This window comes from Pseudarthrobacter sp. MDT3-1 (assembly GCF_054510755.1).
Map to the genome: position 1 here is coordinate 165,081 of NZ_JBTNDX010000006.1, position 14,328 is coordinate 179,408.

The 14,328-nt window shown below is 65.1% G+C and carries 14 protein-coding genes and 2 tRNA genes; 5 read left to right on the forward strand and 11 right to left on the reverse strand.

Features of this window, described 5'->3' with window-relative positions; translation table 11 throughout:
* Positions 1-16 precede the first annotated feature (16 nt).
* The 6 genes from ACX80X_RS06810 to ACX80X_RS06835 form a co-directional block, all read right to left on the reverse strand.
* Positions 17-631 (reverse strand): mycothiol-dependent nitroreductase Rv2466c family protein, encoded by a 615-nt coding sequence (locus ACX80X_RS06810; protein WP_252609479.1) that lies wholly within the window; start codon positions 629-631, stop codon positions 17-19.
* Positions 632-698: 67 nt separating this feature from the next.
* Complete coding sequence (gene clpX, locus ACX80X_RS06815) at positions 699-1,979, reverse strand: ATP-dependent Clp protease ATP-binding subunit ClpX (RefSeq protein WP_056340575.1); 1,281 nt, start codon at positions 1,977-1,979, stop codon at positions 699-701.
* Between the two features lie 179 nt (positions 1,980-2,158).
* The gene (locus ACX80X_RS06820; RefSeq protein WP_056340578.1) at positions 2,159-2,818 is read right to left on the reverse strand and encodes an ATP-dependent Clp protease proteolytic subunit; all 660 of its coding nucleotides are present in this window, start codon (positions 2,816-2,818) and stop codon (positions 2,159-2,161) included.
* A 36-nt stretch (positions 2,819-2,854) separates the two neighbouring features.
* Positions 2,855-3,478, reverse strand: coding sequence for an ATP-dependent Clp protease proteolytic subunit (locus ACX80X_RS06825; RefSeq protein ID WP_058933073.1), 624 nt, complete (start codon positions 3,476-3,478; stop codon positions 2,855-2,857).
* Between the two features lie 224 nt (positions 3,479-3,702).
* Entirely contained in the window at positions 3,703-5,094 is a 1,392-nt protein-coding gene (tig, locus tag ACX80X_RS06830; protein WP_058932203.1) for a trigger factor, read from the reverse strand.
* 85 nt (positions 5,095-5,179) lie between these two features.
* A tRNA-Pro gene (locus ACX80X_RS06835) sits at positions 5,180-5,254 on the reverse strand.
* A gap of 148 nt (positions 5,255-5,402) precedes the next feature.
* Between ACX80X_RS06835 and ACX80X_RS06840 the strand changes: the two genes are divergently transcribed.
* Positions 5,403-5,476 (forward strand) — tRNA-Gly (locus ACX80X_RS06840).
* Between the two features lie 59 nt (positions 5,477-5,535).
* Here ACX80X_RS06840 and ACX80X_RS06845 read toward each other — a convergent pair.
* The 3 genes from ACX80X_RS06845 to ACX80X_RS06855 all read right to left on the reverse strand — a co-directional run bounded on the left by ACX80X_RS06845 (position 5,536) and on the right by ACX80X_RS06855 (position 8,044).
* Entirely contained in the window at positions 5,536-6,456 is a 921-nt protein-coding gene (locus ACX80X_RS06845; RefSeq protein WP_459311588.1) for an Fpg/Nei family DNA glycosylase, read from the reverse strand.
* The gene (locus ACX80X_RS06850) at positions 6,456-6,950 is read right to left on the reverse strand and encodes a ribose-5-phosphate isomerase (RefSeq protein ID WP_252609477.1); all 495 of its coding nucleotides are present in this window, start codon (positions 6,948-6,950) and stop codon (positions 6,456-6,458) included. The genes ACX80X_RS06845 and ACX80X_RS06850 overlap by 1 nt, the downstream gene beginning before the upstream one ends.
* Before the next feature lie 77 nt (positions 6,951-7,027).
* Complete coding sequence (locus tag ACX80X_RS06855) at positions 7,028-8,044, reverse strand: hypothetical protein (RefSeq protein WP_252599536.1); 1,017 nt, start codon at positions 8,042-8,044, stop codon at positions 7,028-7,030.
* Between the two features lie 110 nt (positions 8,045-8,154).
* Here ACX80X_RS06855 and pepN point away from each other — a divergent pair, with 110 nt between their 5' ends.
* Together pepN and ACX80X_RS06865 are read left to right on the forward strand one after the other, a co-directional pair.
* Positions 8,155-10,722: an aminopeptidase N gene (pepN, locus tag ACX80X_RS06860; RefSeq protein ID WP_252599537.1), complete on the forward strand. Its 2,568-nt coding sequence runs from the start codon at positions 8,155-8,157 to the stop codon at positions 10,720-10,722.
* A 9-nt stretch (positions 10,723-10,731) separates the two neighbouring features.
* Positions 10,732-11,205 (forward strand): OsmC family protein, encoded by a 474-nt coding sequence (locus ACX80X_RS06865; RefSeq protein WP_252599538.1) that lies wholly within the window; start codon positions 10,732-10,734, stop codon positions 11,203-11,205.
* Between the two features lie 100 nt (positions 11,206-11,305).
* Here ACX80X_RS06865 and ACX80X_RS06870 read toward each other — a convergent pair whose 3' ends face one another.
* Positions 11,306-12,298, reverse strand: coding sequence for an NAD-dependent epimerase/dehydratase family protein (locus ACX80X_RS06870; RefSeq protein ID WP_252599539.1), 993 nt, complete (start codon positions 12,296-12,298; stop codon positions 11,306-11,308).
* Positions 12,299-12,420: 122 nt separating this feature from the next.
* Here ACX80X_RS06870 and ACX80X_RS06875 point away from each other — a divergent pair, with 122 nt between their 5' ends.
* Positions 12,421-13,113 carry a mechanosensitive ion channel family protein gene (locus ACX80X_RS06875; protein ID WP_252599540.1) on the forward strand — a complete coding sequence of 231 codons (693 nt, stop codon included), beginning with the start codon at positions 12,421-12,423 and terminating at the stop codon, positions 13,111-13,113.
* Between the two features lie 4 nt (positions 13,114-13,117).
* On the forward strand, positions 13,118-13,570 hold the full coding sequence (locus ACX80X_RS06880) for a globin (RefSeq protein ID WP_305884324.1): 453 nt from the start codon (positions 13,118-13,120) through the stop codon (positions 13,568-13,570).
* A 52-nt stretch (positions 13,571-13,622) separates the two neighbouring features.
* On the opposite strand, the gene ACX80X_RS06885 is transcribed toward ACX80X_RS06880, so the two are convergent.
* The gene (locus ACX80X_RS06885) at positions 13,623-14,279 is read right to left on the reverse strand and encodes a hypothetical protein (protein WP_104060850.1); all 657 of its coding nucleotides are present in this window, start codon (positions 14,277-14,279) and stop codon (positions 13,623-13,625) included.
* Between the last annotated feature and the right edge of the window lie 49 nt (positions 14,280-14,328).

Below are 14,328 nucleotides of genomic sequence, written 5' to 3' on the forward strand. Positions count from 1 at the left end.
CTCTTTGCTGTCTGCGTCAGTTGAATTCGGGACGTTCGCTGCGACTGCGCTTAATCTCGAAGAAGTGCGGGTACGAGGCCAGTGTGACGGTGGCATCCCACAGCAGGCCCGCCTGCTCGCCGCGCGGGATGCGGGTCAGCACGGGGCCAAAGAAAGCGGCTCCGTTGAAGGCAACAACCGGCGTGCCGACGTCGTGCCCCACCAGCGAGATGCCCTCCTCATGGCTGGCCCGCAGCTGGGTGTCAAAGGCGTCCGTGGTGGCAACGTCTGACAGACTGGCCGGGAGTCCGCACTCAGCCAGTGCCTTGCTGATGACAACGCCGAAGTCCTTCTCCCCGCCCTGATGAATCAGTATGCCCATGGCGTCGTAGAGCGGCTTCACCACGTGGTCGCCGTGCTGCTCCTGGGCCGCGATGACGACCCGGACCGGACCCCACGCCTTGTCCATGGCCTCGCGGTACGCGGGTTCCAGGTCCCGGCCCTCGTTCAGGACAGACAGGCTCATCACATGCCAGACCGTTTTGATGTCGCGGACAGCCTCGACCTCGCCGATCCAGCGTGACGTGATCCAGGCGAACGGGCACAGCGGATCAAACCAGAAATCGGCCTGGTTGATGGTTGTTTCAGTCATGCATGAGTCCTCTGTTCCTGGGCGTGCGGGAGGGAAGGCGGAAGTGTCGGGCGGGGTGGTGGACGTGTCAGGCGGACTTGCGTCGCTTGGTCACGTGCGGAATGAGGGTGGGCTCGGCCTTGCTGAGGACAACGTCAGCGGTGATGACCACGCTGGCCACGTCTTCGCGGCTGGGGAGGTCGAACATGACCGGGAGCAGCACTTCTTCCATGATGGCGCGCAGGCCGCGGGCACCGGTGCCACGCTCAAGGGCCTGGTCGGCGATGGCGTTGAGGGCGTCGTCATCAAAAACGAGTTCCACGCCGTCGATCTGGAACATCTTCTGGTACTGCTTGACCAGCGCGTTCTTCGGCGTGGAGAGGATCTGGATGAGGGCGTCGCGGTCCAGGCTGGAGACTGTGGTGATCACGGGCAGGCGGCCGATAAATTCCGGGATGAGACCGAATTTCAGGAGGTCCTCGGGCATCACTTCGCCGTAGGAGTCCACCTTATTGCTGGCGTCGTTGAGGGGGGCGCCGAAGCCGATGCCCTTGCGTCCGGAACGCGAACCAATGATCTCTTCCAGCCCGGCAAAGGCGCCCGCCACGATAAACAGCACGTTGGTGGTGTCGATCTGGATGAATTCCTGGTGGGGGTGCTTGCGTCCGCCCTGGGGCGGAACGGAGGCCACGGTTCCTTCGAGGATCTTCAGGAGGGCCTGCTGCACGCCCTCGCCGGAGACGTCCCGTGTGATGGAGGGGTTCTCGCTTTTGCGCGAAATCTTGTCGATTTCGTCAATGTAGATGATGCCCTGTTCGGCCTTTTTGACGTCGTAATCGGCCGACTGGATGAGCTTGAGGAGGATGTTCTCCACGTCCTCACCCACATAGCCGGCTTCGGTGAGTGCCGTGGCGTCGGCAACAGCAAACGGAACATTCAACCGCCGCGCCAGGGTCTGGGCAAGGTAGGTTTTGCCGCAGCCTGTGGGGCCGATCAGGAGGATGTTGGACTTGGCAATTTCGACGTCGTCGTGGTGGCCGCCCTCAGCGAGGCTGCCGCTCTTGGGGGCGTGGCCGGCCTGGATCCGCTTGTAGTGGTTGTAGACGGCGACGGCGAGGGAACGCTTGGCAGGTTCCTGGCCGATGACGTATTCCTGCAGGAAGTCGAAGATCTCGCGGGGCTTTGGCAGCTCGAAGCTTCCCAGATCGGCGACTTCCGCGAGCTCTTCTTCAATGATCTCGTTGCAGAGCTCAATGCATTCGTCGCAGATGTAGACACCGGGCCCGGCAATGAGCTTGCGCACCTGCTTCTGGCTCTTTCCGCAGAAAGAACACTTCAGCAGATCCGTGCTCTCGCCAATCCGAGCCATATGTGAACCCCTTTAGTATCTTGCTGCCAGGCAGCTGTGCACCGTTGCTGGAATCGTGGCGGGCCTGGGAGGACCGGCCGTGACATCTTCCACTCTAGGTCACAATTGCGTCCAAGGGTGGAAAGCGAAGGCCGGTGCGGCCCAAATTACTGGACCGCACCGGCCGTCGAAGAGGCTGGCTACCTGGTGATTGCCTGCGGCTTCATCTTGCGGGAATCAAGCACCTGGTCAATGAGGCCATAATCCAGGGCCTCGGCGGCGGTCAGGATCTTGTCACGCTCAATGTCGTTGTTGACCTGCTCCGGGGTGCGGCCCGAGTGGTGCGCCAGCGTGTCCTCAAGCCAAGCGCGCATGCGCATAACTTCCGCGGCCTGGATCTCCAGGTCCGAGGCCTGTCCACCTTGGCCGCCGGAGAGGGCCGGCTGGTGGATCAGGACACGGGCGTTGGGCAGGGCCAGGCGCTTGCCCGGGGTGCCGGCTGCGAGGATCACGGCGGCGGCGCTGGCGGCCTGGCCGAGGCAGACGGTCTGGATCTCCGGCCGGATGTACGTCATGGTGTCGTAGATCGCGGTCATGGCCGTGAAGGAACCGCCCGGGGAGTTGATGTAGAGAGTGATGTCGCGGTCCGGGTCGGTGGACTCGAGCACCAGCAGCTGGGCCATGACGTCATCAGCGGAGGCGTCATCGATCTGGACGCCGAGGAAGATGATGCGGTCCTCGAACAGCTTCGTGTAGGGGTCCTGGCGCTTGAAGCCGTAAGGCGTGCGCTCTTCGAACTGGGGAAGGACGTAGCGGCTGGTCGGAAGATTACCGGCAGTCGATCCGAAGTTGTAAGTCATTTTGTTGCTCCTGATCTAAGTGTTCTAAGTGCCGGGTTACTTCTCGGAGGCTGACTCGCCGGAGGTAGCGTTGGCGGTTCCGCCGCCGCCTGAGACGGAACCGGCGTGGGCCGCGATCTTGTCGAAGAAGCCGTATTCGAGGGCTTCAGGCGCGGTGAACCACTTGTCACGGTCGTTGTCCTTGAGGATGGTATCCACGGACTGGCCGGTCTGGTCCGCGGTCAGTTCGGCCATGACCTTCTTCATGTGCAGGATCAGTTCGGCCTGGATCTTAATGTCCGAGGCCGTGCCGCCGATGCCGCCGGAGGGCTGGTGCATCAGGACCCGGGCGTTGGGGGTGGCGTAGCGCTTGCCCTTGGTGCCTGAGGAGAGCAGGAACTGGCCCATGGAGGCTGCCAGGCCGGTGGCGACGGTGACGACGTCGTTCGGGATGAACTGCATGGTGTCATAGATGGCCATGCCCGCGGTCACGGAGCCGCCGGGAGAGTTGATGTAAAGGTAGATGTCCTTTTCCGGGTTCTCGGCGGACAGGAGCAGCAGCTGCGAGCAGATGGCGTTGGCGTTGTCGTCACGCACCTCGGAGCCCAGCCAGATGATGCGCTCCTTCAGGAGGCGGTTGTAGATGTAGTTGTCCTGGCCGGCCGGATCTACAGTCGCCATCCGGGGGGCCTCTGCGTGCTGTGACATGTGTACTTACCTCTCGCTGGTGACGGTGACATCACTGAACTTCACTACTTGGACACTAACCGGTTTGGTGGCCGATTTGTTCGCGGGAATCGCGCTGTTCGCTGACGGCGCACGATCCCTACGAGAGCCCGTTAACCAAGGCAGCCCCCGGACCTATTGGTCCGGGGGCTGCCTTCAGTCGCACTACCAGGGGCGTGCTAGAACTTCACGGCTGCCGGGTCGTCACTCGGGGTGGCCGCGGTCTCGGCGTTGGTGTCTTCAGCGGACTCGGCCTCAACGGCGGGAGCCTCTTCTTCGCCGCCGGGGCGGACGAAGTCGCTGAGGTCAACGGTCTTGCCCTCGGTGTCGGTCACGGTGGCCTGGCCCAGGACAACGGCCAGTGCCTTCCGGCGGCGGACCTCGGAAACCATCATGGGAACCTGGCCGCTCTGATCGATGATCTGGGCGAATTGGTTCGGGTCCATGCCGTACTGGCTGGCCGCGCTGACGATGTAGTCGATCAGCTCAGCCTGGCTGACATTGACTTCTTCCTTTTCGGCAATGGCGTCGAGGATGACTTCATTCTGGAAGGCGCGGGCGGTGTTGGCCTTGACCTCTTCGCGGTGCTCTTCGGTGTCGTGTTCGCCTTCACCGTGGCCGTTGCCCTCCTTGAAGTGGGCGTCGACCTGCTCTTCAACCACGGAGTCGGGAACCGGAACCTCAATGAGCTCAACGAGCTTGTCCAGGACCTTGTCGCGGGCCTCTACACCCTGCTCAACAACCTTCGATTCGGCGGCCTGCTTGGCCAGGTCCTCACGGAGTTCGGCAAGGGTGTCGAACTCGGAGGCCAGCTGGGCGAAGTCGTCGTTGGCCTCGGGAAGCTCGCGCTCCTTGACGGCCTTGACAACAACCTTCACCTGGGCGGACTCGCCGGCGTGGTCACCGCCCACCAGGGTGGTTTCGAAGATGGCGTCCTCGTCAACGCTGAGGCCGGTCACGGCCTCGTCCAGGCCCTCGAGCATGGTTTCGGTGCCCACCTGGTAGGACAGGCCGGACGCGGAATCAACGTCGGCCCCGTCAATGGTGGCGGTGATGTCGATGGTCAGGAAGTCGCCATCGGCGGCCGGGCGGTCCACGGACTTCAGCGTGCCGAAGCGGCCGCGCAGTTCATCCAGGGCCTTGTCAACGTCTTCGTCGGAGGACTCCGCTGCGGCTACCTCGACCTTGATGCCGGCGTAGTCCGGGAGTTCGATCTCCGGACGGATATCAACCTCGGCGTGGAACTTCAGTTCCCCGTCCGTGGAAGTGGGGTCCGGAACTTCGGTGATTTCAACCTCGGGACGGCTCAGGGGGCGGATGCCGGATTCCTGGACTGCAGCCTGGTACCAGCCGTTGAGGCCTTCGTTGATGGCCGTCTCCAGGACGTAGCCGCGGCCAACGCGCTGATCAATCAGCTTGGACGGGACCTTGCCCTTACGGAAGCCAGGGACCTGGATCTGCGAAGCAACAGTCTTGTATGCCTCGTCGATGCTGGGCTTCAATTCCTCAAAAGGGACCTCAACATTGAGCTTGACCCGCGTGGGGGTGAGGTTCTCGACAGCGCTCTTCACGGTCTAAGTACTCCTGGGTTTGTGGGATGGGTTTCTGCAAACGCATTTTTCTGCCCGGGCCGCTTGCACGGCCCGAGCCGCAGAGTCGGGGTGACAGGATTTGAACCTGCGACTTCCTGCTCCCAAAGCAGGTGCTCTAGCCAAGCTGAGCTACACCCCGTAAGTGCACAGGCAAGTCTACGGTCATCCGGGCGTTCTTTGCACATTTGACACGTGGGGCATGAATTAGGTTTAGTTGTATCCGGCTTCAACAGCCAGCCCGAAGAAACGCAGAGCAGCCCGACGCAACAGCTGAGCTGTATTTTTCCGGGGACGTAGCTTAATGGTAAAGCCTCAGTCTTCCAAACTGATTACGCGGGTTCGATTCCCGTCGTCCCCTCCATATAAGCAGGGCCCCTCAGCTGAGGGGCCCTGCTTATTTGTTTGGCCGGCTGGGGTTGGCTACTGCTGGCAGCCGGGGCACCAGTAGAGCTTGCGGCCCACCATTTCGGTGATGGCCACCGGCACGGCGCAGACCCGGCAGGGCTGCCCTTCGCGCTTGTACACAAAGTGGGCGTCGCCGCCCGTGGGCAGGAGCGCCCCCGGTTCCCGGTTATCCGGCTCCCAATACACCGGCGGTGTGGTGATGATCCGCCCGTCGCGGACGCCGTCGGCCATAACTGCGGCTGTGTCATCCCACAACAGACCGGCGGCGCTGCTGGAGAGTCCAGTACCCGGCAGCCACGGATCCAGCCGCTGCCGGAACAGCACTTCGGCCCGGTAGACATTCCCGACGCCGGCAATCACCTTCTGGTCCATCAGCAGCGCTGCGATGGACGTCTTGCGGGACAAAAGGCCCGTCACAAAGCGGGTCCTGTCCGCGGGATGGTTGTGCAGCGGATCCGGCCCCAGCCGGGCCAGGACGGCCCGGGCTTCTGCCTCGGTGATAGCCGCGCAAGTGGTGGCACCGCGGAGGTCCGCCCAGCCATGCTTGCTGACCAGCCGGACACGCACGGCGCCGCGGGGCTCGGGCGGGCCCTCGTACTCAACCATCCCGGCGTCGTCGGTAATTTCGGGGTCCTCGAAAACCTCGCGCTCCCCGATCTTCCGCGGGGCACCGATGCTGGAGGCCCCGCTGAAGGTCGCGTCGCCGCCGAAGTCCCAGGCCCCGTAGAGCCCCAGGTGGACGTGCAGCACCACGGCGTGGTCAAAATGCAGGAAGAGATGCTTGCCGTGGGCGCGCGAATCCGTCAGGACCTGGCCGTCCAGCAGGGCTGCGCCGGCAACGAACCGGCCCTGCGGGCTGCTCACGGATAGCGATTCCCCGGTAAAGACGTCCCCGAACTGTTGCGCCAGGCGGCGGACTGAATGCCCTTCGGGCACTAATCGATGACCTCGCCGGTGGTTTCGTAAGCCGCGATCTTGCCGATGCGGCGGACGTGCCTTTCGTCGTTGCTGAAGGGCTCAGCCAGGAACGCCTCGATCAGTTCGGTTGCTTCCCCGACAGTGTGCTGGCGGCCGCCAACGGCCACCACGTTGGCGTCGTTGTGTTCGCGTGCCAAAGTTGCGGTGGAGTGGTTCCAGGCGAGGGCTGCGCGGACCCCCTTGACCTTGTTGGCGGCGATCTGCTCACCGTTGCCCGAGCCGCCCAGGACGATGCCCAGGGCGTGGATTCCTGCCTGCTGGTCAGCGACGACGGCGAGCGCTGCGTTGATGCAGAAGGACGGGTAGTCGTCCAGGGCGTCGTATTCCTTGGGGCCGTGGTCCACCACGTCGTAGCCCTTGGCCGTGAGGTGGCTGACCAGGTGGGCGCTGAGTTCCATGCCTGCGTGGTCGGTGGCGATGTGTACCCGCGGGAAGGCAGGGGAAGAAGTCACAGCAATATCCGTTCGTTTCGGCGCCGGGGCCAGCAGTGCTGGTTCAGGCCAGGGTCAGATCATCAGGGACAAGGTTACTAGGACTCAGACTCCGGCGCGCGTTCGCCCGAAGTGCCCCCGTGCGCCCTGGCAGCCACCCGGGTCAGGACTTCCGCCAGCCGGGCCGCGGATGCCGGGCTGCCGCCGCTGACCGCAAGGTTGCGCCCATCTGTTTGATGAACGACGACGGCGGGGCCGCTGCTGACCAGCATCGCGGCGGTGCCGCTGTGGTTGCGGTAGCCCCACCCGCCGTAGTCGGCGGCGCGGACGTCCGCGGCACTTGCGGTGGAGATCGCGGCCGCCGGCACATCCATGACCGGAAGCACTCCGGCCACCAGGACACGCAGGCCGCGGCGATCGGCCTTGACGCGGGCGCAGAGGAAAGCAGCGGCCACCACAGCGAGGGCAGCCACCAGGGCCCCGAGCCAGGGCAGCGCCACAGCGATCAGCGCGGCCGGGAACAGGCTTGCCACCGCGATCATCACAAAGACCGAGCTGCGGGCGTGCACCCACATCCGGAACGTGTCCCCCGCAAGCTCCGGGTCAAGCTCGCGGGCGAGGGCCCGCTCCAGGGCCCGGTCATCATCAAGCGACCACTGCCGGTCGGCCTTGAACACGAAGCCCATGATGACACCCAGCGACAACGCCGCCCCGCTGCCCAATGCGAGAACCGTGAGATCCACCCGGGACTCCCGGGCGTCCGCGAGGCCGGCCTGCCCCACCAGCCCGGCCGCCAGGACGCTGGTGATGAACAGGCTCAGGAACAGTCCCGTCCCCATCATGATCCGGCGCATCACAGCGGGCCGGGACAGCGGTGCCGCCTGGAACATCACCAGCCAGCCTGAGGCGATGATAAGCAGCGCGCCGCCGCCCGCATAGGCGCCGAACGGGGCAAAGGAGGCGCCGCCGTCGGCCGTCCAGCTGATCGCTACGGGGTCGGGAAGATCGGGACGCAGCAAGAAGGCGCAGAACACAAAGGCCGCCGCCAGGATCACGGGAAAGCCCACGGCGAAGCGCAGTGCCTTGGTGTCCACCGAATCCCGGAACTTTCCCATGCATTAACGCTACTCCCGCCGGAGGCCGTGACAGAATGACTTCACTGTGCCGGTGCAGGCCACCGCCCGCCGGCAACCGCAACCCCTTCTGGAGGCCCCACTTGCCAGGTATGAACCTGACTCGCGCCGAAGCCCGCGAGCGTGCCGAACTCATCAACGTTGACTCCTACGATGTCATCCTGGACCTGACCAGGGGCCAGAAGGTCTTCGGGACCACCACCACGGTGAAGTTCACGGCAGTGCCAGGATCTTCCACGTTCATCGATGCCGTCACCCATGCCGTGCACAGCGTCACGCTCAACGGCCACGCCCTCGACCCTGCGGCGGTGTCCGACGGCGTCCGGATCCAGCTGCCGGACCTGGCCGGCTCCAACGAGCTCACGGTAGTGTCGGACGCGCCGTACATGAACACCGGCGAAGGCCTACACCGCTTTGTAGATCCGGTGGACAACGAGGTGTACCTGTACACGCAGTTCGAGGTTCCCGATTCGCGCCGGATGTTCGCGGTGTTTGAGCAGCCCGACCTCAAGGGCACCTACAGATTCACGGTCACCGCGCCGTCGCACTGGGATGTCATCTCCAACTCCCCCACCCCTGCCCCGGTGGAAGCCACACCAGGGGACGACGGCGGCGCCCGCTCCGTCTGGACGTTCACTCCCACGCCGCGGCTGTCCTCCTACGTCACCGCCCTGATCGCCGGCCCGTACCAGTCGGTCCGCAGCGAAGTGGCCAGTTCCGACGGCCGCGTGATCCCGCTGGGAGTTTTTGCCAGGAAGTCCCTGATGCAATATCTCGACGCGGACAACATCTTTGACCTGACCCGCCAGGGCTTCGAATTCTTCGAGGCGCAGTTCGGCTTCCCGTACCCGTTCGAGAAGTACGACCAGCTCTTTGTGCCCGAGTTCAACGCGGGCGCCATGGAGAATGCCGGCGCGGTGACCATCCTGGAAGGCTATGTCTTCCGAAGCAAGGTGACCGGGGCACAGATCGAGCGCCGGGCCATCACCGTGCTGCACGAACTCGCGCACATGTGGTTCGGCGACCTGGTGACGATGCGCTGGTGGAACGACCTCTGGCTCAACGAATCCTTCGCCGAATACATGTCCCACCTCGCGGCCGTGGAAAACACGTCCTTCACGAGCGCGTGGACCACTTTTGCCTCGGTGGAGAAATCCTGGGCCTACCGCCAGGACCAGCTGCCCACGACCCACCCGATTTTCGCCGACATCAACGACCTCCAGGATGTGGAGGTCAACTTCGACGGCATCACCTACGCCAAGGGCGCCTCAGTCCTCCGCCAGCTGGTGGCCTGGGTGGGACCGGAACAGTTTATGGCCGGGGTCCGGGAGTATTTCGCCAAGCACGCCTGGCGGAACACCGAGCTCAGCGACCTCATGATCGAGCTGGAGAAGGCCAGCGGCCGCGACCTGGACCAGTGGGGCCGCCTCTGGCTGGAAACCGCCGGCGTCAATACGCTCAGGCCGGAACTCACCGTGGACGGCTCCGGCACGTTGACGTCCTTCACCATCGTGCAGTCCGCGGTCGAGGAGTGGCCCACCATCCGTCCGCACCGGCTCGCCGTCGGGTTCTACAACCGGAACAGCGCAGGCAAGCTGGAGCGCGTGCACCGCGAGGAGCTCGACGTCGACGGCGAGCGCACCGAGGTGCCGGAGCTGGCCGGCCTGGCGCAGCCTGACCTGATCCTGGTCAACGACGACGACCTCGCCTACGCCAAGGTCCGGCTGGACGAGAAATCCCTCGCCACGGCAACGGCGCACCTGAAGGACTTCAGCGAGAGCCTGCCGCGCACCCTGGTGTGGAACTCCGCCTGGGACGCTGCCCGCGACGGCGAGTCCCCGGCGCGCCGGTATGTGGAGCTGATCCTGGCCAACGTGGCCGCGGAATCGGATTCTTCGGTGATCCTGGTCCAGCTGCGCCAGCTGGCCACCACGCTGAACTTCTATGTGGCCGAGGAGCACCGCGAGGCCACCACGGTCGCCGCCGTAGACACGCTGTGGGACCTTGCCAGCGCAGCGCTTGGCGGGTCCGACGCCCAGCTGCAGTTTGTGAAGTCGTTTGCCCTGCTGGCCGGCAGCTCAGGCCAACTGGACACCGTCGCCGGGCTCCTGGACGGCACCGCCACCCTGGAGGGGCTGGCCGTCGACCAGGACCTGCGCTGGGAGCTGCTGGCGTCCCTGGTGGCCGGTGGCCGGCGGGGCCAGGCACAGATCGACGCCGAACTGGAGCGCGACAACACCGCCAGCGGACAGAACGCCGCGGCGCTGGCCACGGCCGCCATCCCCACCGCCGAAGCCAAGGCCGCAGCGTGGGACTCGATCGTGGTCACGGGAGAACTCTCCAATGCGCTCCAGGGTTCAGCCGTCACAGGCTTCATGCGGGTGCTGGACCGTTCGCTGCTCGAGCCGTATGCGGAAAAGTACTTCGAGGCTGTTCCCGGGATCGTGGCAAACCGCACACACGCACTCGCCCAGCAGATCGTCGTCGGGCTTTATCCGGCACTGCTGACCACGCAGGCAACGGTGGACCGGACGGATGCTTTCCTCGCCGGGCTTCCGGCCGACAGCAGCGCCCTGCGCCGCATGATGCTGGAAAACCGGGACGGCGTGGCCCGGGCGTTGCGGGCACGCGCGGCCGACGTGCTGCCGGGCGAAGCCTAGGCCGGCGCCGTGGGCCTGGGCGAGCACCACTATTCCCTGACGGTGCAGTGGACCGGCAACCTGGGTAACGGCACGTCGTCGTACCGGGGCTACTCACGGGACCACGACATCCGGATCCCCGGGCTGCCGGTCCTGCCCGGTTCCGCCGATCCGACGTTCCATGGGGACCGTGACCGCTACAACCCGGAGCAGCTGCTCCTGGCGGCGTTGGCGCAGTGCCACATGCTGTCGTTCCTGCATGTGGCCGTGAAGCACGGGGTGGTGGTGACCGACTATCAGGACGACGCCACCGGTGTGATGCGGCTGAACCGCGACGGCAGCGGACAGTTCGAGTCCGTCACGCTGAACCCGAGGGTGACCGTGGCGGACGCGGCCCATGTGGATCTGGCTGAACAGCTTCACCGCGAAGCCAACGCGGTCTGTTTCATCGCCCGCAGCGTCAACTTCCCCGTGGATCATTCGCCCGTGACCCTGGTGGCCTGAGACCCAACTGGGTCGCACTAACTGTCGTTATGGGAAGTCATAACGACAGTTAGTGCGACCTACATGGGTGGGGTGCTACCCAGTTCGCGTCCGGCCGGACTCAGCGGCTTCGAACAAGCTCCTCTGCCAGCCGTGCTTCGGTGGCGGGCGTGAGCCCTGCCTTGCGGGGGCGGTCCAGGCCGCGGCGTCGTTCGTCCTCCAGTGTGTCCGCCAGTGTTTCCTGCCAGGGTCTTATGGCCAGCCCGGCGGCCCTGGCGGCGTGGTTGCCGCGGCTGCAGAACCCCTCGTGGCCGGGCGGCAGCCACAGCGGGAGGGAATCCGGTCCGGCCCAGTAGTCGATCCCGTGCTCCACCAGCCAATCCTCCGGGGCCTTGAGGACTTCGCCCCGGTATTCGGCCACTGTTTTGGCCGCCTCGATGTAGTTGCCAAAGGGCACCTGGTCCCCCACGGCGTTCAGCGGCCCCGTCACCCCACGCCGGGCAGCATCGAGGACCCAGGCCGCCAGGTCCCGCACATCAATGACCTGCGTGGCGTGGGCGTCGATATCCGGGACCACGGCCGGGCCGTCGTCCCTGGCGAACCTCGCAGGCCAGTAGCCGTACCGGTCCGTCCCGTCACCGGGGCCGCTAATCAGGCCGGCGCGGCAGAGGTGCGCCCTGTCCCCCGCGGCCTCCAGGGTGGCCTGTTCAATCGCTGACTTGGATTCACCATATGTATCCGGAGTGGATTCCGTGCCTGCTGGCAGCGGTGCCAGCAGGTCAGCGTCCTCAGCCGCTCCCGGCGTCGAATGGTCTGCGTAGACGGAGCAGCTGGACACAAACGTCCAGTGGGCGGTCCGGTGGGCCAGTGCGGTCAGCGCCTCCTTGGCAGGGACAGGATCGCGAGCCACGTCAATCACCGCGTCCCAGTCCCTTGCCACCTGTGCATAGCTGTTCACGCCGAGTGAACGGTCCGCTCTTACCCACTGGACGCCGGCTGGCGGTTCCGTCGCGGATCCGCGGGCCAGGCACGTGACTGTGTGACCTGCGGAAACGGACTGCCTGGCGATTTCAGACGAGAGAAAGGCGGTTCCGCCCAGAATGAGGATGCGCATGGGGCCACGCTACGGCGCTAGGGTTGAAGGAGAACAGAGCCTTATGCCGCGGGCGAACCTGTGCATGGGCCGACGTCATCCCCCCGGCCGCCGCCGGTGACCCCCCAAGGAGTTTTACCTCTATGTTCAGCACGATGTCGCTTACACCCCCGCCCCTCACCTCGCAGCCAAGCGGCGTCAGCATTACGGGCATTGTGATCAGCCTTGGCGTCGGAATCGCGATATGGCTGGTGGCCACCTTCGTAATTTCCCGGATCAGCAAGCGAGTGGCGTCGGGTACCAATTTCTTCAAGAAACCGCACTTCAAGTGGGTTGCCCCCGCCCTGCGGGCCCTGGATCACGAGCGCCGCGTGCAGCGGGCGGAAACCATCGGTTCCCTGCTCAACAGCATCGTCGGAGTTCTGGTGGCCGTGATCACCACCATGTACGTGCTGCAGAACCTGGACATCAACATCGCCCCGCTGCTGACCAGCGTGGGAATCCTGGGTATCGCCATCGGTTTTGGCGCGCAGCAGCTGATCCGTGACTTCCTCGCCGGGATCTTCATCACCATCGAAGACCAGTACGGGATCGGCGACGTCATCGAAACCAGCGAAGTAGTGGGTGTGGTCGAGTCAATGGGGCTGCGCATCACCCGGGTCCGCTCGGAGGACGGCGCCATCTGGTACCTCCGCAATGGCGAGATCCTTCGCGTCGGCAACCGTTCGCAGGGCAACTACGTGCCAGTGCCGGACTTGCCGGCCGCCGGGCCGGACACTGCCCTGAGTGCGCCCGCCACCGAGGCGAAAAAGACCGAGCAAAAGGCCGGAGAATAGAGACATGACCATACCCGCCGAGCCGCAGCAGCCACGCCAGCTTATGCAGAACGATCCCTTCAGCCAGCCCGGCTACACGGACAACTTCTACAACGCCGTGGGCGGCCACGAGACGTTCGTCAAGCTGATCGATGTCTTTTACGACGGCGTAGCCACGGACCCGCTGTTGCGCCCGATGTACCCGGAGGAGGACCTCGAACCGGCCAAACGGCGGTTCCTGATGTTCCTGGAGCAGTACTGGGGCGGCCCCACCACGTACGGCGAGGAACGCGGCCACCCGCGCCTGCGGATGCGCCACATACCGTTCCGGGTCACGCCGGAGGCCAAGGACCGCTGGCTGTTCCACATGCGGACCGCTGTCGATGCCCTGGAACTGCCACCCTTGTACGAGGGAACGCTCTGGGACTACATGGAACGCGCCGCCCTGTCCATGGTGAACAGCCCGTCGGAGGCCTGACGCGGCCTTCGGGCTTAGCGTATGGGCGCGTACGACGGCGGCTGGCCGGGTTTTAGAGGCCGCTGCCGGTGCGTGCCAGGACGTGGCCGCGTGGACCACTGAGGCGGAACCAACGGCCCGCCCGGTACAGCTTCTGGTCCGCGTCTGCGAGGAATCCCAGGGTGAGGGCCGCGAAGGCGGCTCCTGCCGGAAGGCCGGAGTCATCAAGGGCCCGGCCCCACACAGCGGCGCGTGCGTTGTTGACGATCAGCGCCCCCGGCTGGGCGGGCATGATGCCCGCCACTTCGGTGATGCCGGCTTCGGCCGCGCGCCGGAGTTCAGCATCCGACAACGCACCCACCAGTTCCCAGCCGGTGCGCGGTGCGCCGACGCCTGTCCACGATTCGGTGACGGTGGACGGCGGAACCGGCAGCTCGACGTCGTCCTCCCCTGCCCTGGCAAGCCGGTCAAGAACGGCTGAGAGCGGTACCGTCACGTCAATCGCGGAAGGTTCCGCCAGCGCCATGGTGCGCAGGCCCAGGATGGTGGGGGTGGATTCGCCCAACAGGCGGGGCCGCAGAATGCACACGTAGGCCGCGAGAACGGAACCTGCGGCCTGAAGCCGGATGGCGCCGTCGTCGACCGTCTTGGCACGGGTGGTGAATGTTCGCAGATCGGCGAGATCACGCGGGTCGGCGAACCGGAAGGACTTCGTAAGTAGGTCAGACACATTAAGAACACTACCGGCTGAAGCTTGGTTGAGCAGCCGCCGGGCGGCG